Consider the following 21,188-nt stretch of genomic DNA (forward strand, 5'->3'; position numbering starts at 1 on the left):
GCTGCGGCGCCTACCCGGCGAAGGTGGCCGTGAACTTCGCGAGCGACTCGCGCAGGTCGGACGAGACGAGCTTGGCCGCGGCCTTGCCCGCGGGGCCCATCATCGGCAGGCCGCCCAGGTCGAGGTCGATGGTGACGGTCGAACCGTCGCCGTCGGGTGCCACCGACAACGCCAGCTTCACCTTGACGCCGCCCTTGCCGTTGCCCTTCAGCCCGACCTTCGTCGGCGGGTCGAAGGTGTCGACGGTCCAGTCGAACCGCACGCGCGTGCCCTTGACGGCGACGACGCTGGACACCTTGGTGCCCTTGCTCATCTGGTCGGGGGTGGGGAGGTCGCTGCGCCACCCGTCGTGGATGGTGAGCCACTCGTCGAAACGGGACAGGTCCTGCACGTGACCCCAGGCGACGTCGGGAGTCAGTGGGACGGAGACGGTTTCCTTCACGGATGCCATGGCGATCAGGATAGGGGTCGCATCGGTGACGCCGGGCGTCAACAGGACGACGGAGCCGCCCGGCCCGCGAACCGGTCGCCGATCCATGTGACCGCCTCCGGTCCGGATTGCAGATCGGTGTGACCGCGACCCGCCTCGACGGTGACGTCGACGGTGTCGCCCATCACGCAGGCCCGCCGCACCGCACCTGCGGTCCATGCCGGTGTGACGAGCTGGTCGCGACTGCCGTAGGCGACGAACAAGGGGCCGGCCGCTCGCCGTCGCGGCAACGAGGACCGGGCCAGCATGTCGTGCAGGGCGCGTAACGCCTCTGGGGAGGCGACGGTCGCGTCACCCGGACGGACCTGGGTGAGCGCCGAGTACTTCTGGAACTCGCTGCCCTCGCCGCACGCCGCCAACGCGGCGCCTCCTGCGGCGAGGCCACCCCGGATGTACTGCGACTCGTCGAGTCCGGGGTCGACGGTTTTCAGGCCGTCGAGCACGAGCGGGATCAACCCGAGTTGCAGGGTGGTGAAGGTCGGCGCGCGGAAGGGTGTGCGGTCGTAACCGTCGGCGATCGGCGCGACGTCGGCGGCGGGGGCCAGTGCAGCCGCCCCCACGAACCGCAGCCCGCTGCCGTAGTCGGTACCCGCCCACTCCGCGGCGGCCCAGGCGGCCTGTCCGCCCTGGGAACTGCCGAGGGCGGCCCACCGGTCCGAGGTGTCGGGGACGACGCGGCGCGCGGCGCGGACGGCGTCGATCATCGAGTAGGCCGCGCTGCGGGCGATCAGGTAGGGGTGCGGGGTCCCGGGTTCACCGAGGCCCACATAGTCCGTCGCCGTCACGACGGACCCGGCACGGACGAGTCGGGCGATCTGTGTCGCGTATCCGAGCAGGTCCGGATGCAGGGACGGCGCGCAGTTCTCGTCGGTGCCGGTGGTGCCGTGACCGACCGCCACCACCGGCCACCCGCCCGCGGGGGGCGCGCCGTCGGGTGTGACGACGATGCCCGAGACCCGGACGCCGAAGTCGCCGTCGGGGTCGCCCGGGGCATACCCCGCATTGGACCGGTAGACGATGCGGGTGACGTCGTACCCGGCCAGAGGACCGTCCGCGTCGACCCGCATCGGCGCCTGCGACACGACACTGCCGCGGTCGGCGACCGCGACGGGCGCCGGAAGCGACGACGACACCTCCGACGACGCCGAGTTCGACGACGATCGCGCGCCGTCCGCGCCGTCGGGGGGTGTCCCCGGAGAACACGCGGCCGCGACCACCACCAGGGTGATCGCGGCCGTCGTCACGCGGGCGACCCGCGAGAGCTGCACTAGCGCTGCTGGCCGAACTTCTTCGCGGCGTCGCGGCCCTTGTCGACCTGGCTGGAGTACTTGCCCTTGGTCGCCTTGTTCACCGCGTCGGCGCCCTTGTCGATGTACTGCGGGTTCTTCTGCACGACGGCCTTGGCCTTGTCGGCGAGCTGCTTGAAGTTCACTCTGGTCACCTCGTCGGTCGGGTACGGGTTGTCGTGGGTGCAACGCATCGCGGCGCGGCGGAGTTCCCGAAACGGACTATTCCGCGACCGACCGCCACCACGACGCCGAGTCGATGCCGGGACCCGTCCGTGTCGACACGTCGATCCGCGCACCCGGGGCGGGGGTCGCGGTGACGACGCCGTTCTCGGACGCGGCGGCGAGCATCCGCGCCACCGGTTCGGCCCAGGGGTGCAGCGCCAGGTTGAACGTCGCCCAGTGGATCGGGACCATCAGCGAGTTCGCGCGTTCGTCCCCCGCGAGCATCGTGTGCAGCGCGACACCCTCCTCGGGGTTCACGTGGATGTCGGGCCAGCTGCGGTCGTAGGCGCCGATGGGGACGAGCGTGAGCTCGTACGGCCCGGTCGTGCGGCCGGCGTCGGCGTAGCTCTCGGTGAAGCCGGTGTCGCCGGTGAAGAACGCCGATCGCGTCGGGCCGTGGATGCCCCAGCTCGCCCACTGCGTCAGGTTGCGGACCACGCCACGACCCGAGAAATGCCGCGCGGGGACGCAGTCGAACGTGAGGTCACCCACGGAGATCTGCTCGCCCCAGTCGCCCTCGTCGATGCGGTCGGGAGCGATCCCCCACGACTCGAGGTGCGCCCCGACACCGACCGGCGCGACGAACCGTGCCGTCGGCTGGGCGTCCGCGATCTCGACGACGGTCGCCATGTCGAGGTGGTCGTAGTGGTCGTGGCTGATGAGCACCACGTCGATCGGCGGCAGGCCTGCGACGGTCACCGGCACGTCGTGCATGCGGGCCGGCCCCACGAGCTGCGACGGCGAACAGCGACGGGAGAACACCGGGTCGGTGAGGACACGGCGGCCGTCGATCTCCACCACCGCGCTGGCGTGACCCAGCCAGGTGACGGCCAGCGACGCGGCCTCCCCGGAGAGATCCGGTGTCACGACCCGGATCGGACGCTGCGGTTCTCCGCGACGACGCTGTCGGATCATGTCCACCGCGGTGCCGCGGTCGGGTGCGGCGATCGACGACGGCTCCCGGTTGGCGAAGAAGCCGTCGACCTGATGCGGACTGCGGGCGATGTGGGGGGCGATCTGCTCCGGCGACGCTCCGAACGCGCGTCCCGTCGACGAGCCCACCGCCGCCAGTCCGGACGTGACCGCCCCGACGGTCCCGACGCCCGCGGTGGCGACAAGCCTGCGCAGCGGTGTCATCCGCGGGCCAGTGCGTCGGCGATCGGGGTGTCCCCGCCGGTGAACTCGATCATGCGGCCGACGGTGTCCGGGGTGTCGATGACGGCGGCGATGACCGCGGCGACGTCGGCGCGGGCCACCTTCGTGCCCTGCTCCGCCCCCTGCTCGCGGGTGGTGATGGTGCCGGTGGCGTCGCCGTCGGCGAGGCTGCTCGGCGCCACGATGGTCCACTGCAGGTCGCTGGCGCGCAGGTACTGGTCGGCGTCGCCCTTGGCCTCGGCGTACGCGTAGAAGGAGTCGTCGGGGTCGACGCCGTGATCGGTCGAGGCCCCGAAGTAGGAGACGAGGACGAAGCGCGACACCGAGGCGGCCGATGCCGCGTCGATGGACCGCATGGCCGCGTCGCGGTCGACCGCATAGGTCCGCTCCGGGTTGCCGCCGCCGGCGCCGGCCGAGAACACGATCGCGTCGTGCTCACCGAGAGCCTCGACGATGTCCTCGGTGGACGCCTTCTCGATGTCGAGGACGATCGGGGTGGCGCCGCGTGCCGTGATGTCGTCGGACTGGTCCGGGTTGCGGATCACCGACGACACCTGGTGCCCGGCGTCGGTGAGCAACTGCGCGGCCTGCAGCGCGATCTTGCCGTGTCCTCCGATGATGGCGATGCGTGACATGGCTGTCCTCCTCTGTTCCCCGCCACCTCGGCGGCGGGGAGTCTGCGACCGTGCGATGCGCGGTCTGCGTGGTGGTGTTCGTCCGTGGACGAGCACCGGCGGCCGGGTCCCGACCTTCTCAGGTCTCCCAACGCGCGATCGCCGCCGTGCATTTCGCCTGCGTGAGCGCAATCCTCTGACCAGTCGGTCCGGGATGGTCGTCGCGGACCCCGGTACCTGCCGTTTCCCGGTGAGCTGTCCGGCCTCGCGGTGATGACGTGTCACAGTCACCTCCCGTAGTACCCCCACGTTTCGATCGTGGACACCACAGTGGTGCACGATGCATCGGCTGCCATCCGTGGTGGCCGAGGTGACAAGGGGGACGGGTGAACGCAGGAGTTCTGCGCGGAGTACGTGGTCGCGTCGTCATGGCGGCCATGATCGGGGCCATCGTGGCGCCGTTGATGGCCATGAGTGCGCCGGCCGCCGCGGACACCGCGCCCGTTCGCTACGTCGCGCTCGGCGACTCCCGCGCGGCAGCCCCGTCGTTGACGTCCTTCTTCGAGGGCAGCGGCTGCGCGCGGTCTCATCAGGGCTACCCGTACCGGGTCAGGGCGGCGCTCCATCCCGCGTCGTTCACCGACGCGACGTGCATCGCGGCGACGACCGACGACGTCGTCTCCCACGGCCAGCAGACGCTGCTGCCGGTGCCGAAGACGCAGCGACCGCAGATCGACGCGCTCCGCCCGGACACCACGCTGGTGACGCTGTCGATCGGCGGCAACGACATCGCCTGGGCGTCCCTGCTCCAGCCGTGTTTCGGTCTCACGAACCTCCGTGACAGCGGGTGTCGACGTGAGGCGGGTCTGCGCACACGCCAGAACGTGGCCTTGACCGACCTGCTGCCGAAGGTGGAGCGGGTCCTCGACGCGATCCGTCAACGGTCCCCGCGGGCACGCGTCGTCGTCGTCGGACACGGCGGTTACTTCGGCCGCACGGGCTGCTCCCCCACCGCGACCGTCGGTACCGCCGACATGGCGTTCATCGCCGACTTCTTCCGTCGCTTCGACGGGACCCTCGCCGAGGCCGCTCGCTCCCGCGCTGCGACCTACGTCGACATCGCGGGTCCGGCGGTCGGCCACGATTCCTGCGCGCCGATCGGCACCCGTTGGTTCGCGGGCCAGTTCCCGTCGGGTCTCACCCCGCCGAACCACCCCACGCCGCTGGGCAGTGCGTCGATGGGCGATCTCGTCCTGGCGGCCCTGCGCCACTGACCCGCCCCTGACCGCTTGCAGGGTTCCCGCTTTGGAGAGTTCGTACGGTTCAGATACGCACACGTGTCAGGGCGGCGGCGTGGTCGAGACGGTCGAGAGCGCGCACGGCGATCCGCGTTGCGGTCGGCAGCTGCTCCGGATCGCGCTCGACGAGCGCGGTGACCGGAGTCTGCGTCAGGGCATGCGCCCCGGAGCCCGACGGACTCCCGGCGACGTCACCTCCCCCGGCCTCACGCACCACCGATCGCAGAGCGGCGACCGACGCCCGCACGTCGTCGGCCCCGGACCGCAGGGCCTCGACGATCTCCGGTGACGGCGCGGTGGCGGGATCCGCACCGGCCGCGACGATCCCGGCGCGCGTCAACGCGTGTGCGGCACGGTCACACGCCTCGAGCACCCGCACCAGCCGGGCTGTCGAGCGGCGGGCTCGGCTCGCCGGCGCCACCCGCAGGGCCCGCCGGTCGGACGTGCCGACCTGCAGCGGACGCGCGGCCGTCTGCAGGTCCTGCAGTGCGACGTCGAGACGCCGCGCGGCCGGGACCAGGTCGACGCCACGGCCCGGTTCGACGACCGAGTCGACGCTCTGGACGATGAGGTCGTCGAGGGCCTCGAGGTAGTCGTCGACCTTCTGCCGCACTGTCTCCCGCGTGCGGGTCGGCAGGATGAAGTAGGCCGCGGCGATCCCGACGCTCGCGCCCACGCAGGTCTCGACGATCCGCAGTTCCAGCACCGCCACGCTGAAGGTGCCCAGGAGTCCGTAGAGCATCGCGAGCAGCACGGTGATGAAGAAGACGAGGAACCCGTTCGCGACGGCCACGAGGTAGAACGCGAAGAAGACACACACGACGATCAGGGCCAGCTGCAGCGGTGGCCTGTGCCCGACGACCGCGGCGAGCAGCACACCGGCCAGCACCCCGATGACGGTCCCGACGATGCGATGCCCTGCGCGCGTGAGGATCTCACCCCGCGTCGTCGTCCCGGTGAAGACGACGAACGCCGAGAGCACCGCCCAGTACCAGCGGGCCGGCGAGACGAGCTCACCGAGCACCGTCGCGATCGACGTGGCCACGGCCACCTGGATCGCCGTGCGCGTCGTCGGCTCGAGCCGCGCCAGCCACGACCGCGACGGCGTCGCAGCGTCCTCGCTGTCCGTAGCGAGCGGCGGGGGCGTCGCCGGCGCACTCGACCTGTCCCCCGCGGCCTCCCGCTCGATGGCGTGGGCGGTCACGCGGTGGACCGCGATGTGCGCCCGGACCGCTCGTGCCGCCGAACGGATGACGATGGACTCCTGATCGCTCCCGGTGGCGCCGGCCTCGAGGCGCGTCACGATGCGTCGCGCGGACCGCAACTCGTCGTCGGTCGGGGTGTTGTGCAGCGTGACCCGCAGCGCGGCCAGCACACGGTGCACCGCGGTCGACAGGTGTGCCGGATCGGTCCCCCGCATCGCGAACGCCACCTGCTCGGTGGCCTGTTGGGCGTCGAAGATGCGCCGTGACATGTCGTTCCCCGTCACCGACAGGTGCGCGGCGGCGACGTTGCGGTCGAGCCAATCCTCGATCATCAGCGCGGTGTTCGCGAGTCGTTCGAGGCGTTCGGTCACCGTCCGGCGGACCGTCGCGTCGTGGCGTCCGGGGATCGACGGCGAGTATCCCTCGGCGCCGGCCGGGTCGATGGTGTCGACGACGTCGAGCGCTGCCGCGCGCAGCGCGCGGGTCAGTCGCGTCAGTTCCGCGCCGGCCCATTCGCGTTGGAACAGGTACCGCACCGTCAGCGCCGACCCGACACCGATGACGACAGCCATCAGCAGGTACGGCAGCTGTGCGGTGGTCGCCCGCAGGAACAGCGCGAAGAAGTAGGAGATGAACGCGCCCATCCCGAGCGCGAACCCGCGCGGGCCGAACCTGCGGACGTAGACCGCGGTGAACAGGACGAGGATGAAGCCGACGTCGGCGAACACCCGCATCGACCCCAGCAGTGTCGACACCGTGACCGCGATCGACGCGGGGACCGCGATCAGTGCCGTCGTGAGCAGTCGACCCCGCGCGGTGCGGTCCCGGACGACGAACGCCGAGAACATCGCGACGACCGACCCGAGCATCGCGACCGTGATCGGCTGGTGCAGCGCGCGAGTCGTGACGACGAGGACGGCCAGCGCCACCACCAACGTCGACGTGGTCTGGCTCGCGCTCCGCAGCCGCAGTTGCCCCGGATCGGACACCACCAGGAACCGGGCGAGGCGCACCAGCGCGTCCCCGGGCCGGCGCGGCGACGACACCCACGACGACCGGCCCATGGCGTCAGCCTACGGCGCGAGAGCGCACCGGCAGGACCGTGTCAGGAACCGAACGAGACCCCCAGCGGGACCCTGCGGGTGAAGGTCAGGCGGTCGAACTCGCGGCCGTACTCGTCGACGGCGGAGATGTCCATGCGCGAGTCGGTCAACCCGGGCAGACCCGGTGTGACGTCGATGCTGATGAACGAGTAGTTGCGGAACCGCACCCGCGACCACTCGACGCTCTCGGCCTTCTTCGACCCGTCGGCGTTCCAGACGTAGCTGTTCGGGACGGTGTCGTCGGAGACGACCTTGCCGCGGTAGCTCTCCGACTCCCCGGGCTGGAACTCGTAGCGGGGCCGCCCACCGCCGCCGACGGTGTAGTAGACGGTGCCGTCGGTCTTGGCCGAGACCGTCGACCGGTCGGGTGCGGCCTTGCGCGGCTGCCCGTTCCGGATCGGGTCGGTGCGCTCGAAGATGTGGTTGTGGGCCTGGAAGACGGCGTCCACCTGGTACTGGTCGAACAACTTCGTCCACGCCGCCCGCACGCCGCCGTCGCTGGCGTGCTGCGCGGTGGTCGAGTACGCGCAGTGGTGGAAGAAGCAGACGATGAAGTCGATGTTCGGGTCGTTGCGGAACCGGGCGAGGGTCGAGGCGACCCAGGACGTCTGGGCGCCGCCGCTGTAGCCCGTGTTCGCGGTGATCTCGAACGAGACGTCGTTGGCGTCGAGCGACAGCACCGCGACGTTGCCGTAGGTGATCGAGTAGACCGACGGGCACCCCGCGGGGCCGTTCGTCGGCATGTCGAGACGCGCGGCGTGGCCGCCGTAGCCGTGCGGGGAGTAGAGCGCCTCCATGTCGTGGTTGCCGGTCGCGAACATCCACGGGGCGCGCGACGCGCTCTTCTCGATGGCAGCGAGGTAGCCGTCCCAGACATACGGGTTGTACTTGTCGAATCCCGACGCCGCCTTGCCGCCGCTGGGCACGTACTGCAGCTGCTTGCCGCCGCCCGACGGGTCCGCGTAGGCGATGTCGCCGGCCAGGATGTGGAACGCGGGGTTGCGTGCGGCGATGGCGTTGACGATGTTCGCCGCGTGCGGGACGGTCGGGTCGTTGTCGGCCTTGTAGTACTGGTCGTCGTAGTCGCCGGCCTTGAGGCCGGGGGGCTGCGTCGGCGTCGTCTCGGTGCCCTGGTCGCCCATCATGGTGAACCGGAACGGCAGGCTCCGGCCGGGTCGCAGGCCGGTCGAGGCGCTGCGCACGTCGGTGGCGCGGCCGTCGGCGGTGCGCCAGCGGTAGAAGTGCGGCAGGTGGGCGGGCAGACCGTTCACGGCGGCGTGGACGTAGAACTGCTCCGCGCCGAGGATCCCACCGGTGCTGACCGGCACCTGGCTCACGAGGTTGCGGACCTCGGCGACCGTCGTCGCCCCGAGCGCCGGGGTCGGGCCGTGGTCGAGGAACACCTTCGCCGTGCCCGGGTTGCGGGACAGCTGGGCGGAGAACCGGAGCTGGCTGGCGGCGTCGTTGCCGAAGGCGACGTGGCGACCGCCGACGGCCAGCGGCGCGTCGGCGGCGTAGGCGATGCCCGACCACGCCATGTTGCCCAGACCCGCCGCCGCGGCGACCGCGGCCGACCCGGTGAGGAAGTTGCGGCGGCTGACGCTGTGGCGCTTGAGGTTCCAGCGATGCCAGTCGTGCTGTTCCGCGGTGGACATCGACGCGGCGACCTCTCGGGGGACGCCGGTGTCGACCGTCTCACCGAGGGGGTTCACGCGGGTGCTGGACACAATGTCGGCCATGCATGTGAGACCACCGTCCCGGCCCGGCACCACGGTGTCGGGTGGGCGGCGCGGAGGTGAACGCCGGGTGAAGGTAGTGAACTGCCGCTATTCGGACACCTCAGCCGGGTGTCACGCCGACCGCCGTCACGCCTTCTTCGGCGGGAGCGGGATGAAGTAGCTGGTCCGGTCCTGGTACTCGCGGTAGCCCGGGCGCTGCGCCATGTGCTGCTCGAGCAGTCGCGCCCCGGTGGCGAACACGAGGAAGTACGTCATGGCGATCGGCGACAGGATCGTGGCGATCGTGGGCCAGAACGTCAGGCAGACCAGGAACGTCCCCCACCACACGCAGGCGTCACCGAAGTAGTTGGGGTGACGCGTGTATCGCCACAGACCCTTGTCCATGACGGTGCCCTTGTTCCCGGGGTCGGCCTTGAACCGGTCCATCTGCAGATCGCCGACGGTCTCGAACGTCACGCCGAGCACCCACACGGCGACGCCGACGACGGCGAGATACCAGAGCGTGCCGTGCGCGACCGACGAGACCTGCAGCGGCAGCGAGACGAACCACAGCGCCGGTCCCTGCGTCGCGTAGATCTTGGTGATCGCGGTGAGCGCGCGGTTGCCGCCGGCGTCGTCGAGGAGCTTCTCGTAGCGCGGGTCCTCACCCTTGCCCCGCGATCGTCGGTACATCGACGACGCCAGCCGCAGACCCCACACACCGATGAGGACGAGCACCAGCAACCGACGCCACAGGTCGCCGTTGCCGAGCACCGCGGTGATCAGGGCGATCACGACGAACCCGAGACCCCATGTCACGTCGACGACGTTGTGGCGTCCGATCGAGAACCCGATCGCGGCGGTGATCGCGAGCAGGATGATCACCCCGGCCAGGCTCGCGCCGGTGACGATGCCGAACTGGCCCCAGTCGAAGGTCATCGCGCTACCTCTCAGAAGTCGCGGACCGGAGGCATGGAGGAGCGTCCGCGCGCGTCGGGTCGGACCGACAGGATCTGGTCGACACCCATCCGACCGTCGCGGAAGGCCATCCCGCCGCCGACGAGGTAGAGCCGCCACACCCGCGCGACCTCCTCGCCGACCATGGCGACGACGTCGTCCCAGCGGTTCTCGAACGTCTCGTACCAGACGTCGACGGTGCGGACGTAGTGCTCGCGCATGGCGTGCACGTCGCGGACCTCGAGCCCGGACTCCTCGATCATGGCGACGGTCTCGCCGACGGGACGCATGAACATGTCCGGCGCGATGTAGGACTCGATGAACGGCCCGCCACCGGGGTTGTCCCCGTGCTTGCGCGACATCTGCTGGATGAGCACCCGACCGCCCTCGATCACGTTGTCGTGCAACGCCTTCGTGTAGGTCGGGTAGTTCTCCTGGCCGACGTGCTCGCCCATCTCGATCGACGCGACCGCGTCGAACGGGCCGTCGGGGATCTGGCGGTAGTCCTGGATGCGGATCTCGACGCGATCACCCAGCCCGCGCTCGGCGATGCGCGCGTCGATGAACGCCTTCTGTTCCTTCGAGATGGTCACGCCGACCACCTGCGCGCCGTAGGTCTGCGCGGCGTAGAGGCTCAGCGAGCCCCAGCCGCACCCGACGTCGAGGAACCGCATGCCCGGGCGCGCGTCGAGACCGATCTTGCGACAGACCATGTCGAGCTTGTCCCGCTGGGCGTCGGCGAGTGTGTAGTCGGCCGCGTCCGACGTCCAGTAGCCGCTGGAGTAGGCCATGTGCGGGTCGAGCACGAGGGCGTAGAAGTCGTTGGAGAGGTCGTAGTGGTGGCTGATCGCCGCCCGGTCACGGGCCAGGGTGTGCAGCTTGCCCTTCACGACGGCCTGGCTCGCCGGCGCGGGCAGCGGACGGCCGATCGCGCCCAGCTTCGACGCCGACCGCACCAACCGGGCAATGCGCGACGGGGTGATCGAGATGCGCGACAGCTTGCGCTCGGCGATCACCGACCACACATGGGTCAGCGCGGCGTTCAGGTCGCCCTCGACGTCGAGCTCACCGGTCACATAGGCCTGCGCCGCACCCAGTTCACCCGGGCTCCACAGCAGTCGACGCAGCGCGTCGGGGCTGCGCAGCGTCACCAGCGGCGCGTCGGCCGGACCGGCCTCCGCGCCGTCCCAGGTGCGCAGCCGGACGGGCAGTTCGCCGCCGACGAGGGGTTCGAGCAGGTCCGCGATCGTGTGCGCGGCACCGGTGCCGGTGGGGGTCGGCGCCATGCGGGTGGTGGTCAACGGAGGTTCTCCTGTCGGATGGGGTGATCGTCGATCGGGTGGGCGTCGGCGATGCGGGCTGCGGCCGCGCCGACGGCGGCGACGACCCGGCGGGTCCACACCCACGGGCGCATCAGCATGAAATGTCCGGCCATCCCCATGGACAGCCACCGCGCGTCGACGCCGCGCTCGGCCGCGCGCTGCGTCGCCAGCAACGACAGGCGCGGGCTGGTCCAGCGGTCGAGCCGTCCGTGCAGCACCTGCAGGTGCTGGCCCGGTCGCAGGGTGTCGGCCTCGGTGCCCTCGGGCCACCACGGCGCGAGGGCGACGATGGTGTCGACGGACGGATCGTCGGCGACGGCGGCCGCGGTCCGGCCCCCCATCGAGTGGCCGACCAGGACGACCGGGACGTCGCCGTAGCGGTCGCGGATCCGGTCGAGGGCCCACCGGGCGTCGGCGACAGGACTGCGGTCGGCGCCGTTCCACCCGCGGAAGCGGTACTGCAGCATCAGCACGGTCGCGTCGGGCATGCGTCGGGCGATCGCGCGGGCGAACGGCCGCATCCGCGCCGCGGACAGATGGCCCGTCTGGGCGGGCTCGGTGCTGCGGACCCTGCCTCCGTGCAGCACCAGCACCACCATCGACGGGGCCGCGACATGGCGGATGCGGTGCAGGACCGGCGGGTGCGGTCCCGGCGTCGGTGACGTCATGACTGCCATTCGGCGCGGGCGCCGTCGCGGATCATCGCTCGTCGCGTGGGCGCGGTCACCTGCTGGTCCATCCTTCGACGGTACCGACGCCGCCCACGCCGCCGCAGGCGTGCCCTACTGGGTGGGGCGGACGAACGGGAAGGTCAGCGTGGGCCGGATCGTGACACCGGTCAGCATCATCACCAACCGGTCGACGCCGAGCCCCAGACCGCCGGTCGGCGGCATGGCGTACCCCAGCGCGTGGAGGAAGTCCTCGTCGAGGCTCATGGCCTCGGGGTCACCGCCGGCGGCCTGCATCGACTGCCGGGTGAGGCGGTCGCGCTGGTCGACGGGGTCGGTGAGCTCGGAGTACGCGGTGCCCAGCTCGGCGCCGAAGCCGACGAGGTCCCACTGCTCGGTGAGACGCGGGTCGGACCGGTGCTGCCGGGCCAGCGGCGAGACCTCCTTCGGGAAGTCGCAGTAGAAGGTCGGGAACCGGGTCTGCTTCTCCACGAGCGCCTCGTAGAGCTCCATCACCATCCGGCCGGCCGACATGTCCGACGGGACCTCGACGCCGTGGGCGGCGCACACCGCACCCACCTCGGCCGACGAGCTCGTCGACGTCACCGAGGTCCCACAGGCCCGCGACACCGCCTCGTGCACCGTGATGATCGGCCAGGTGCCGTCGAGACGGACCTCCTGGCGCACACCGTTCTCGTCGGGCTGGTAGGCGACCGGCGCCCCGTTGATCGCGACCGCCATGGCCAGGATCAGCTCGCGGGTGAGCACGCGCATCGAGTTGTAGTCGCCGTAGGCCTGATAGGCCTCGAGCGAGGTGAACTCGGGGTTGTGGGTGGCGTCGGCGCCCTCGTTGCGAAAGTTGCGGTTCAGCTCGAAGATCGCGCCCATCCCGCTGACGCAGAGTCGCTTGAGGAACAGCTCAGGGGCGATCCGCAGGAAGAGCTGCTGGTCGTAGGCGTTGATGTGGGTCTTGAACGGACGCGCCGACGCGCCGCCGTGCACGGTCTGCAACATCGGGGTCTCGACCTCGTCGAAACCACTGTCCTGCAGCGTCTGTCGTAGGGCGCGCACACCCCGCGACCGCTTCTGCAGCAGGTCGACGGCGTCGGGGTTGGTCAGCAGGTCCAGCGGCCGGTCCCGCACGCGTACGTCGTCGCCGATCTCCGCACCGAGCGCGGGCATCGGGTTGAGGCACTTGCCGGCCATCCGCCACGACGACATCGCGATGGACAACTCGCCCGATCGCGACCCCGCGACCTCGCCGGTCACGCTGATCAGGTCGCCGGTGTCGACGCGTCGACGGAAGGCGTCATGCGCTGCGCGGCCCGCGACAGCCGGGTCGGAGACGATCTGGATGCGAGCGCGATCGTCCTCGAGCACGACGAACTCCACACCGCCGAGGTCCCGGATGGCCCGCACGCGTCCCGACACCGACACGGTCACGCCGGTCCGTTCGCTCGCGCCGACGCCGGCGTGGGCCTCGACGATCTCGGCGACGCGGTGTGTCCGCGGCACCGACACCGGGTAGGCCTCGTCGCCCTCGGCGCGGATGCGCTCCAGCTTCGACATCCTCGCGCGCTGCTGGTCGTTGAGGCGTGGCGCCGGCGCGCGGGCGACCAGGAACCGGTCGTCGAGTTCGGCGACGCGGGCGAGGAACGCGGGGTCGGTGCGACGCGGCTGTTCCTCGGGGGTCTTGTCCCCCACCAGGAACTTCGGGCCGAGGTGCGGCAGGAACCCCTCGGCGACACCGACCGCCACCGCCGCCCGCATGACGGTCAGTGAGGGGTGGTAGCAGAGCAGTCGCGGGACCCACACGGGGTGGTACTTCTGGTTCGAGCGGTACAGCGACTCCAGCTGGTAGAACCGCGACGCGAACCCCAGGACACCGTCCACGGCACGGGTCACCGGACCGGCACCCTCGCGTTCCGCGCTGGAGAACACCGAGCGGAACACCGCGAAGTTCAAGGAGATCCGACGCACCCCGAGGTCGTGCGATGCCTCGATGAGCCGCGCGACGAGGTACTCGTTCACCCCGTTCTCCGCTGCCCGGTCGCGACGCATCAGATCCAGAGACACCCCGCGCAGACCCCACGGGACGAACGACAGGAACGCGCGGATCCGCCCCTCGGAGTCGTGGGCGCAGATGATCAGGCACCGCCCGTCGACGGGATCCCCGACGCGGTTGAGCGCCATCGAGAAACCACGCTCGGTCTCCTCGCCGCGCCACTCGTCGGCGAGACGCTCCACCTCGGCGAGCTGCTCGGGGGTGAGGTCGGAGTGGCGACGGATGGTGGTGGTGTACCCGGCGGCCGTCACGCGGTTCACGGCCTGACGCACCGGCTTCATCGACTGGCCGCGCAGGCTGAAGTCGTCGACGTCGATGATCGCCTCGTCGCCGATGGCGAGGGTCTTCAGACCCGCCTCGCGGTAGACCCGCCCGCCCGCCTCGCTCGCCGCGAGGACGGCCGCGTGCAGGGAGTGGATGCGGCAGTTGCGCAACCACTCCTGCGCCGCCGCGGGCCACGCGTCACGGTCGCCGATCGGATCCGCGCTGGCGACGCTGGTGCTGCCGACGACGCGAAAGGTGACCGCCGCGCGACCGTCGGGGGAGAACACGACCGACTTGTCGCGGCGCGTCGCGAAGTACCCCAGCGAGTCCTCCTCGCCGAAGCGCAGCAACAACTCCCGGACACCGAGTTCCTGCTCGGCGTCGACGAAGCTGTTGTCGCGGTTGGACCGGTAGAGCGTGACCAACGCGAGCACGAGGGCGATCGCCGACATCCACCCGGCGCAGGCGTACACCCAGTGGTGCCCGTCGTGGCCCTGCAGGACCGCGTCGCCGAGATCGGCGCGGTCGCCGAACGTCGAGCGCAGCGCCCAGACGGCCTTCTCGTCCATCCCCCGCAACCGGTGCGGGAACAGGACGGTGAGGACGAAGGTCACCGCGAACGACGTCGCGAACCCGCCGACCAACACCGCGAGCGCGGTCCGCACCGATCCGGGTGCGAGCTCCGCGGTGTAGGCACGCCGGGAGTACGCCACCGCGATGAGCACGACGACCCCGACGACGAGCACCACCGACGCGGTCACCGTCGACGTGCGGAACTGTCCGTAGGCGTCCTCGACGGTCACGTCGTCGGTGTAGAAGGTGATCAGCGCCAGCAGGTCGTCGAGCACCGACAGCGCCATCACGAGCATCAGCGCGGTGTGCGCGCCCTTGAACCGACGGCGCACCGCACCCGCGAGCGCGAACACGAGGCAGACGACGAAGATGCTCGGCTCGGCGGGCAGGTTGAGCGCGCCGAGGATGTCGGTGACGACATCGGTGACGCGCAGGTGCCGCAGCGGGATGGACAGCAGCGACACGATCGCCGCGAGGGTCAGCAACCGGCCCGACCACAGCGCGATCTGCTCGGCGATGTGTTCCCGACGCCGGGACCGATCCGGTCGGACGCGACGGCTCGGCGCGCTCGCCGACGGCGGTCGCGCGTCGGGGCCCTCGGGGCGGTCGAGTGTCGGTGCGGCGGACATGAAAACCGACATTAGCAGCGAGAAGTCGGCGTTTTCCGACCTTCACGACAGGCGTGCCGTATCGGTCGTCGACGGGCGTGAGCCGGATATGTCCGGACCTGTCGAATCCTCTGTCCACCACCCGCACGCAGGCCCTGCGCGCTGCGTATCGTCTCGCCGGGTGGGCGTGGGACACGCCCCGGGTCGAGAGGTCGTCATGTCGCAGGAACCCGCGCCGCGGTCACGTCGCGCCGTCGACGTCACGCTCAGCCGCGACGTGCCCGAATCGCTGGGGTACGGGTTCAAACGCCTGGTGCTCGGCAAGCCGATGATCACCGATCAGCTGCGCGACGAGCGGCTCACCAACCCGGTCGCGCTCGGCGTCCTCGCCCCCGACGCGATCTCCTCGACCGCCTACGGCAGCGAGCTCATCCTCGTCGAACTGCTCCCCTACGCCGGCCTGGCGGCGTTCACACTCCTGCTGCCGATCACCGGGGTCATCCTCGCGATCCTCGTCCTGGTGGCCGCGTCGTACCGCCAGGTGGTGATGGCCTACACCCGGGCCGGTGGGTCGTATGTCGTCGCGCGCGAGAACTTCGGGCCCCGCGTCGCCCAGGTCGCGGCGGCGGCGCTGCTGATCGACTACGTCGTCACCGTCGCGGTGCAGGCGGCCGCCGGCACCGTCGCGGTGGTGTCGGCGTTGAAGGTACTCGGTCCCTACAGCCTCGAGATCACCATCGGCGTCGTGCTCGTGATGTGTCTGGTGAACCTGCGCGGGCTGCGTGAGGCCGGGCGACCGTTCGCGGTGCCGACCTACTTCTTCACCGGCATGGTGCTGCTGCTGATCGTGGTCGGACTGGTGCGTGACGCCACCACGGGCCTGACGCGCTACGTCCCCGCCGATCTCCCCGGAACCGTCGAGGTGCACCAGGGTGGCGGACTCATCGCGGGCGCCACGATCCTGGTGTTGTTGCGCGCCTTCGCCAACGGCGGCTCGTCGCTGACCGGCGTCGAGGCGATCAGCAACACCGTCGGGTCGTTCCGCAAGCCCGAGGGCGCCAACGCCCGTCGTGTGCTGACGGTCATGGCGACCATCCTGTTCGTCCTGCTCAGCGGCGTCGCCTGGTTGGCCCACGAGACCCACGCGACACCCTACGTCGACGGCTACCCGTCGGTGCTGAGCGAGATCGCGCGGGCGGTGTTCGGGTCCGGGACCATCGGCACCACCCTCTACGTGCTGCTGCAGATCGCCACCGCCGCGATCCTGTTCACCGGCGCCAACACCAGCTTCAACGGGTTCCCCGCTCTCGCGAACTTCGTCGCCGCCGACCGGTTCCTGCCCCGACAGCTCGGCAAGCGTGGCCACCGACTGGTGTTCTCCAACGGGATCATCGTGCTCACCGTGCTGGCCGTCGTGCTGCTGCTGGCGACCGGCGGCTCGGTCAACGCGCTGATCCCGTTCTACGCGATCGGTGTCTTCACCGGCTTCGCGATGGCCGGGTTCGGCATGACCAAACACCATCTGACGCACAAGGAGTCGGGCTGGCGGCACCGTCTGGCCATCAACTTCGGCGCCGGACTGCTGTCGCTGATCGTGGTCGGCATCTTCGCCGTCGCCAAGTTCACCGAGGGCGCGTGGTTGGTCGTCGTCGTCTTCCCGCTGCTGGTGTTCGGGTTGATCCGACTCAACCGTGAGTACCGCGCCGAGGCCGCGATCCTGGAGGAGTTCCGCAGCAACCGGCCCGAGCAGGTCAACTACGCGCGGCACACGGCGTTCGTCCTGGTGAACTCCGTCGACCTCGCCGTCCTCGAGGCCCTGCGATACGGCCACGGTCTGCGTGCCGACGACCTGACCGCCGTGCACCTCGTCGTCGACGCCGCGCAGGCCCGCAAGCTGCGGGAGCGGTGGGAACACCTCGACCTGCGCACACCGCTGAAGATCATCGACTGCCCCGACCGCCGGATCACCCGCGGAGTGCAGCGACTGGTGGTCGAGGCGCTGTCGGCCGCTCCGCGCACCCACGTCACGGTGTTGCTGCCACGGCGCACCTACGCGCCACTGCTGGGTCGGCTCCTGCACGACCGCAGTGCGGACAAGATCTCCCGCGCCGTCAGCGAGATCCCGCACGCCGCGGCGACGATCATCCCGTTCGACGTGCAGGCCGAGATCCGCAAGGCCTTCCCCGATCTCATCGAGGAGCGGTTGGCGCGACGCGTCGAGTCACTGCAGGCACGTCTGGCGGAGGAGTCCGACGAGGTCCGCGCCGACCACGACGCACCGGAGACCTCGTCGTCGGTGCTGGCCATCGGCGGGCTGATGCCCGGGCACCGCGGCACGGTGGAGGGGCGCGTGCGCGACACCTTCGACCGCACCATCGACGACGACGAGGTCCACATCGTCGAGGTCGCCGACGACAGCGGGCTGATGCGGCTGCGGTTCACCGGCCGTGACGGCAAGACCGGCGGTGACCTCGTCCCCGGTCAGCTGGTGCGGGCGGGCGGCAAGGCCCGCCAGGGCCGCAAGGGTGTCGTGATGATCGACCCGACCTACACGATCATCGGCGAGAACGACGGCGATGACAGCAGCGACGACAGCAGCGCTGACGACTCCTCGACCGTGCAGTAGATCCCGCCGAGTGTGCCGAAACCACCCGCCGAGCGTGCACTAGATTCCGCCGAGCGTGCCGAAACCACCCGCCGAGCGTGCAGAAGATCCCGCCGAGCGGGCCGAAACCACCCGCCGAGCGGGCCGATCCGTCAGGCGTAGGGGCGTCGCGCGGTGTCGGGGTCGCCGTAGGTGATGGCGCGTTCCCCGCGGCTGCCGCCGATGATCGTCGTCGCCCAGCTCGCCAGGGTCCACGCGCGGTTACGCGTGCCGGCGAGGAACGTGATGTGGATGCCACCCCAGCCGAGCCAGCCGAGGAACCCCGACAGCCGGATCGGACCCGACTCGAGCAGCGCGTGATAGCGCGCGATGTAGGCGGCGGTGCCCAGATCCCGGTACTTGAACGGCGTCCGCGGGTCCGACTTCCCCTCGACGGTGCGCGCGATGTTCCCGGCCGCGTGAAACCCCGACTGCATCGCGACCTCGGCGACGCCGGCCAGGTCGTCGAGGCTCATGATGTCGCCGACGACGTAGATGTTCGGATGCCCGTCGACGGTCAGGTCCGGGTTCACCGGGATGGTGCCGCCGCGGGCCTGCTGGACACCGGTCGCCGACGCGAGCGCCTCCGCGAACGGCACGGCCTCGACACCGGCGGTCCACAGAACGGTGTGGGTGTCGATCTGTTCGGTCGACTTCGTCTTCTTGTCGGTCGTGACCGCGTAGTCGCTGCAGACGTCGGTGACGTGGCGGCCCAGGAGGGTGCGGACGCCGATCTTGTCCAGGATCTTCTGCGCCTTGCCCGACAGGCGCGGGTGGAACGACTCGAGGACCCGCTCACCACCGTGGACCAGGATGACGTCGGCCTCGGTCGGGTCGATGGTGTCGAACTCCTGGGACAGCGACCGGGTCGCCATCTCCCGGATCTGACCGGCCAACTCGACGCCGGTGGGCCCGCCGCCGCTGACCACGAACGTCAGCCACGGCTTGCGCAGGTCCGCGGTCGGCAGGGTCTCGGCGATCTCGAACGACGAGATGATCTTGCGACGGATGGCCAGCGCGTCGTCGACGGTCTTCATCCCCGGCGCGTACATCGCGAACTGCTCGTTGCCGTGATACGACTGCCGCATCCCGGCCCCGACGATGAGGTGGTCGAAGTCGACCTCGAAGGTGGTCCCGTTGAACCGGGTCGCCGTGACGACCTTCTTCTCGACGTCGATGTTCGACGCCTCCCCCAGCAGGACCTGCAAATTCTTGTTGCGTCGCAACAGATGTCGCAAGGGGCTCGCGATCTCACCCTCGGACAGCAGACCGGTCGCGCACTGGTAGAGCAGCGGCTGGAATACGTGTGACGTCCCGCGGTCCAGCAGGGTGACGCGGACGTCGGCCCGCTTCAGACGCCGCGCGGCGTACACCCCGGCGAATCCGCCGCCGATGATCAGGACATGGGGTCGGTCGTCGGCCATGTCCCGATTGTGCCCCACGGCGGGGTACCCCGAACCCACCGGCGTCGTCTCAGCTGGTCGCAGCGAAGAACATCTCGTCGACGGTCGCGGTCGCGTCCTCGGCGGAACTCATCGCCAGCACACGCTGGGCGGCTCCGACAGGAGCGTCCGGTGGGATGACCATGAGCGTGATCGAGTCGGTGTCCCCGACGGCACGGACCTTGAGCATGTGCGGGGGCCAGAATCGGTAGCCGTCGAGACGGATGACGTTGTAGCGGTGGATGATCCGGTTTCGAGCGATGTCCCAGTCCTCGGCGTTCACGACGATGCGACCCGCGGGTGTGGCGCGCGGCGCGAGAGCGTCGAGCAATCCGCCGATCTCGGCGTTGAGGTCGCGCGACGCCGGCCACCACGCACCGTCCACGTGATCGCCGGGAGTGGGGTGGGCTTTGGTGGCGAGTCGGATCTGGTCGACGGCGGACGAGGCCACGGGCGAGGACGGCGTCATCGGACGCTCCGATCTACCCGGCGGACGGCCGGGCTGTGACGCACCGAGGATCACAGGACACCAGCCGGTGCCTCGCGCGTCGATACCTCTTCACGCTACGCCTCACCAGCGCCGACGCCCGATGCGGCGGCGGTCAGGAATGGCCGAGTGTGTCGACGGGGTCCTCCCCGACGAGCCGCAGTGCGGTCGCCCGGAGGTCGGTGGCTGTCCATCCCGGATAGCCCTGCAGCATCGAGGTCCATCGCTCCGGCAGCCCCGCGGTCCCAGCGCACGCACCGGCGAGGGCCCCGGCGATGGCGGCGGTGGTGTCGGTGTCGCCACCGGCCCGCACGCAGTTCTCGACCGTCCCGACGACGTCACCGCCTGCAGTACAGATCGCCCACCACGCCGTCTGCAGCGCGTGCACCACCCACCCGTTGTTCGAGAAGTCCGCGGGTCCGCCGGTCTCCGCCTGGTCCAGCAGCGGCTCCCAGAACTCTCGGACACCCGCGTCACGCTCGGCGACGTACTCCCGCAGCGACGACCGGTCGCCGGTGCGGATGCCGCGCGCGATCGCCGCCGACCACAGCTCGCAGGCCTCTCGCGCCCGCGGGTCGGCGTGGGTCAGGTCGCTGATGGCGCCGGCCGCGGCTGCGCACTGTGCGTCGTCGTGGCGGACGAACGCGACGCCCACCGGTCCGGTGCGCATCAGGGAGCCGTTGCCGCCGGTGAGCCCGGGAACCCCGCTCGCGCGGGCGGTCATCGCGGCCGCCGTCACGTCGCGGTGGGTCAGCACCGACCGGGTCTGGTTGCCGATGTCGGCCGGACGGGTGTCGTACCAGGCGACGAACGCCGCCGCGACAGCGTCGAGATCGACATGTCCCGGTGACAGTCCCGCGGCGACGCAGGTGGCCATCGACGTGTCGTCGGTCCACTCCCCCGGCGCCCAGTCGAACGGGCCGCCACCGATCATGTCGACGACGACGTCCTGCGGCGGATGGGTGAACTCGTAGCCCGCCCCCACGGCGTCGCCGAGGGCACTCCCGACCAGCGCGCCGACAGCCCGGTCACGCTGTTCCTCGCTCAGTTGCATGGATCCGATC

At 70.6% G+C, this 21,188-nt stretch carries 16 protein-coding genes; 2 read left to right on the top strand and 14 right to left on the bottom strand.

Annotated features, from left to right (window positions below; all coding sequences use genetic code 11):
* Positions 1 to 10: 10 nt before the first annotated feature.
* The 5 genes from LX14_RS01860 to LX14_RS01880 all read right to left on the bottom strand — a co-directional run bounded on the left by LX14_RS01860 (position 11) and on the right by LX14_RS01880 (position 3,791).
* A complete protein-coding gene (locus LX14_RS01860; protein WP_253645584.1) occupies positions 11 to 451 on the bottom strand; it encodes a type II toxin-antitoxin system Rv0910 family toxin in 441 nt (146 codons plus the stop codon).
* Between the two features lie 38 nt (positions 452 to 489).
* Positions 490 to 1,734: a lipase family protein gene (locus tag LX14_RS01865; protein ID WP_253645585.1), complete on the bottom strand. Its 1,245-nt coding sequence runs from the start codon at positions 1,732 to 1,734 to the stop codon at positions 490 to 492.
* Positions 1,735 to 1,757: 23 nt separating this feature from the next.
* A complete protein-coding gene (locus LX14_RS01870) occupies positions 1,758 to 1,922 on the bottom strand; it encodes an antitoxin (protein ID WP_253645586.1) in 165 nt (54 codons plus the stop codon).
* 76 nt (positions 1,923 to 1,998) lie between these two features.
* Positions 1,999 to 3,138 carry an MBL fold metallo-hydrolase gene (locus LX14_RS01875; RefSeq protein ID WP_253645587.1) on the bottom strand — a complete coding sequence of 380 codons (1,140 nt, stop codon included), beginning with the start codon at positions 3,136 to 3,138 and terminating at the stop codon, positions 1,999 to 2,001.
* Positions 3,135 to 3,791 (bottom strand): SDR family oxidoreductase, encoded by a 657-nt coding sequence (locus LX14_RS01880; RefSeq protein WP_253645588.1) that lies wholly within the window; start codon positions 3,789 to 3,791, stop codon positions 3,135 to 3,137. Before LX14_RS01880 ends, LX14_RS01875 begins: the two co-directional genes overlap by 4 nt.
* A gap of 365 nt (positions 3,792 to 4,156) precedes the next feature.
* On the opposite strand from LX14_RS01880, the gene LX14_RS01885 reads away from it, so the two are divergent.
* Positions 4,157 to 5,044, top strand: a complete 888-nt coding sequence (locus tag LX14_RS01885) for an SGNH/GDSL hydrolase family protein (protein WP_253645589.1) — start codon at positions 4,157 to 4,159, stop codon at positions 5,042 to 5,044.
* A 49-nt stretch (positions 5,045 to 5,093) separates the two neighbouring features.
* Here LX14_RS01885 and LX14_RS01890 read toward each other — a convergent pair whose 3' ends face one another.
* The 6 genes from LX14_RS01890 to lysX all read right to left on the bottom strand — a co-directional run bounded on the left by LX14_RS01890 (position 5,094) and on the right by lysX (position 15,572).
* Positions 5,094 to 7,337 (bottom strand): FUSC family protein, encoded by a 2,244-nt coding sequence (locus LX14_RS01890; RefSeq protein ID WP_253645590.1) that lies wholly within the window; start codon positions 7,335 to 7,337, stop codon positions 5,094 to 5,096.
* Positions 7,338 to 7,378: 41 nt separating this feature from the next.
* The gene (locus LX14_RS01895; RefSeq protein ID WP_253647851.1) at positions 7,379 to 9,103 is read right to left on the bottom strand and encodes a twin-arginine translocation signal domain-containing protein; all 1,725 of its coding nucleotides are present in this window, start codon (positions 9,101 to 9,103) and stop codon (positions 7,379 to 7,381) included.
* 138 nt (positions 9,104 to 9,241) lie between these two features.
* The gene (locus LX14_RS01900) at positions 9,242 to 10,033 is read right to left on the bottom strand and encodes a DUF1295 domain-containing protein (protein ID WP_253645591.1); all 792 of its coding nucleotides are present in this window, start codon (positions 10,031 to 10,033) and stop codon (positions 9,242 to 9,244) included.
* An 11-nt stretch (positions 10,034 to 10,044) separates the two neighbouring features.
* Positions 10,045 to 11,337 (bottom strand): class I SAM-dependent methyltransferase, encoded by a 1,293-nt coding sequence (locus tag LX14_RS01905; protein ID WP_253647852.1) that lies wholly within the window; start codon positions 11,335 to 11,337, stop codon positions 10,045 to 10,047.
* Between the two features lie 11 nt (positions 11,338 to 11,348).
* On the bottom strand, positions 11,349 to 12,041 hold the full coding sequence (locus tag LX14_RS01910; RefSeq protein WP_253645592.1) for an alpha/beta hydrolase: 693 nt from the start codon (positions 12,039 to 12,041) through the stop codon (positions 11,349 to 11,351).
* 114 nt (positions 12,042 to 12,155) lie between these two features.
* Complete coding sequence (gene lysX, locus LX14_RS01915; RefSeq protein WP_253645593.1) at positions 12,156 to 15,572, bottom strand: bifunctional lysylphosphatidylglycerol synthetase/lysine--tRNA ligase LysX; 3,417 nt, start codon at positions 15,570 to 15,572, stop codon at positions 12,156 to 12,158.
* A gap of 196 nt (positions 15,573 to 15,768) precedes the next feature.
* Between lysX and LX14_RS01920 the strand changes: the two genes are divergently transcribed.
* Positions 15,769 to 18,177 carry an amino acid permease gene (locus LX14_RS01920; RefSeq protein WP_253647853.1) on the top strand — a complete coding sequence of 803 codons (2,409 nt, stop codon included), beginning with the start codon at positions 15,769 to 15,771 and terminating at the stop codon, positions 18,175 to 18,177.
* Positions 18,178 to 18,308: 131 nt separating this feature from the next.
* On the opposite strand, the gene LX14_RS01925 is transcribed toward LX14_RS01920, so the two are convergent.
* From LX14_RS01925 to LX14_RS01935, 3 genes are all read right to left on the bottom strand, one after another.
* Positions 18,309 to 19,619 (bottom strand): NAD(P)/FAD-dependent oxidoreductase, encoded by a 1,311-nt coding sequence (locus LX14_RS01925; RefSeq protein WP_253645594.1) that lies wholly within the window; start codon positions 19,617 to 19,619, stop codon positions 18,309 to 18,311.
* A 49-nt stretch (positions 19,620 to 19,668) separates the two neighbouring features.
* The gene (locus tag LX14_RS01930) at positions 19,669 to 20,106 is read right to left on the bottom strand and encodes a DUF5994 family protein (RefSeq protein WP_253645595.1); all 438 of its coding nucleotides are present in this window, start codon (positions 20,104 to 20,106) and stop codon (positions 19,669 to 19,671) included.
* Between the two features lie 133 nt (positions 20,107 to 20,239).
* Positions 20,240 to 21,178, bottom strand: a complete 939-nt coding sequence (locus LX14_RS01935) for an ADP-ribosylglycohydrolase family protein (protein ID WP_253645596.1) — start codon at positions 21,176 to 21,178, stop codon at positions 20,240 to 20,242.
* Between the last annotated feature and the right edge of the window lie 10 nt (positions 21,179 to 21,188).

The organism is Williamsia deligens (assembly GCF_024171765.1).
Lineage (GTDB): Bacteria > Actinomycetota > Actinomycetes > Mycobacteriales > Mycobacteriaceae > Williamsia_A > Williamsia_A deligens.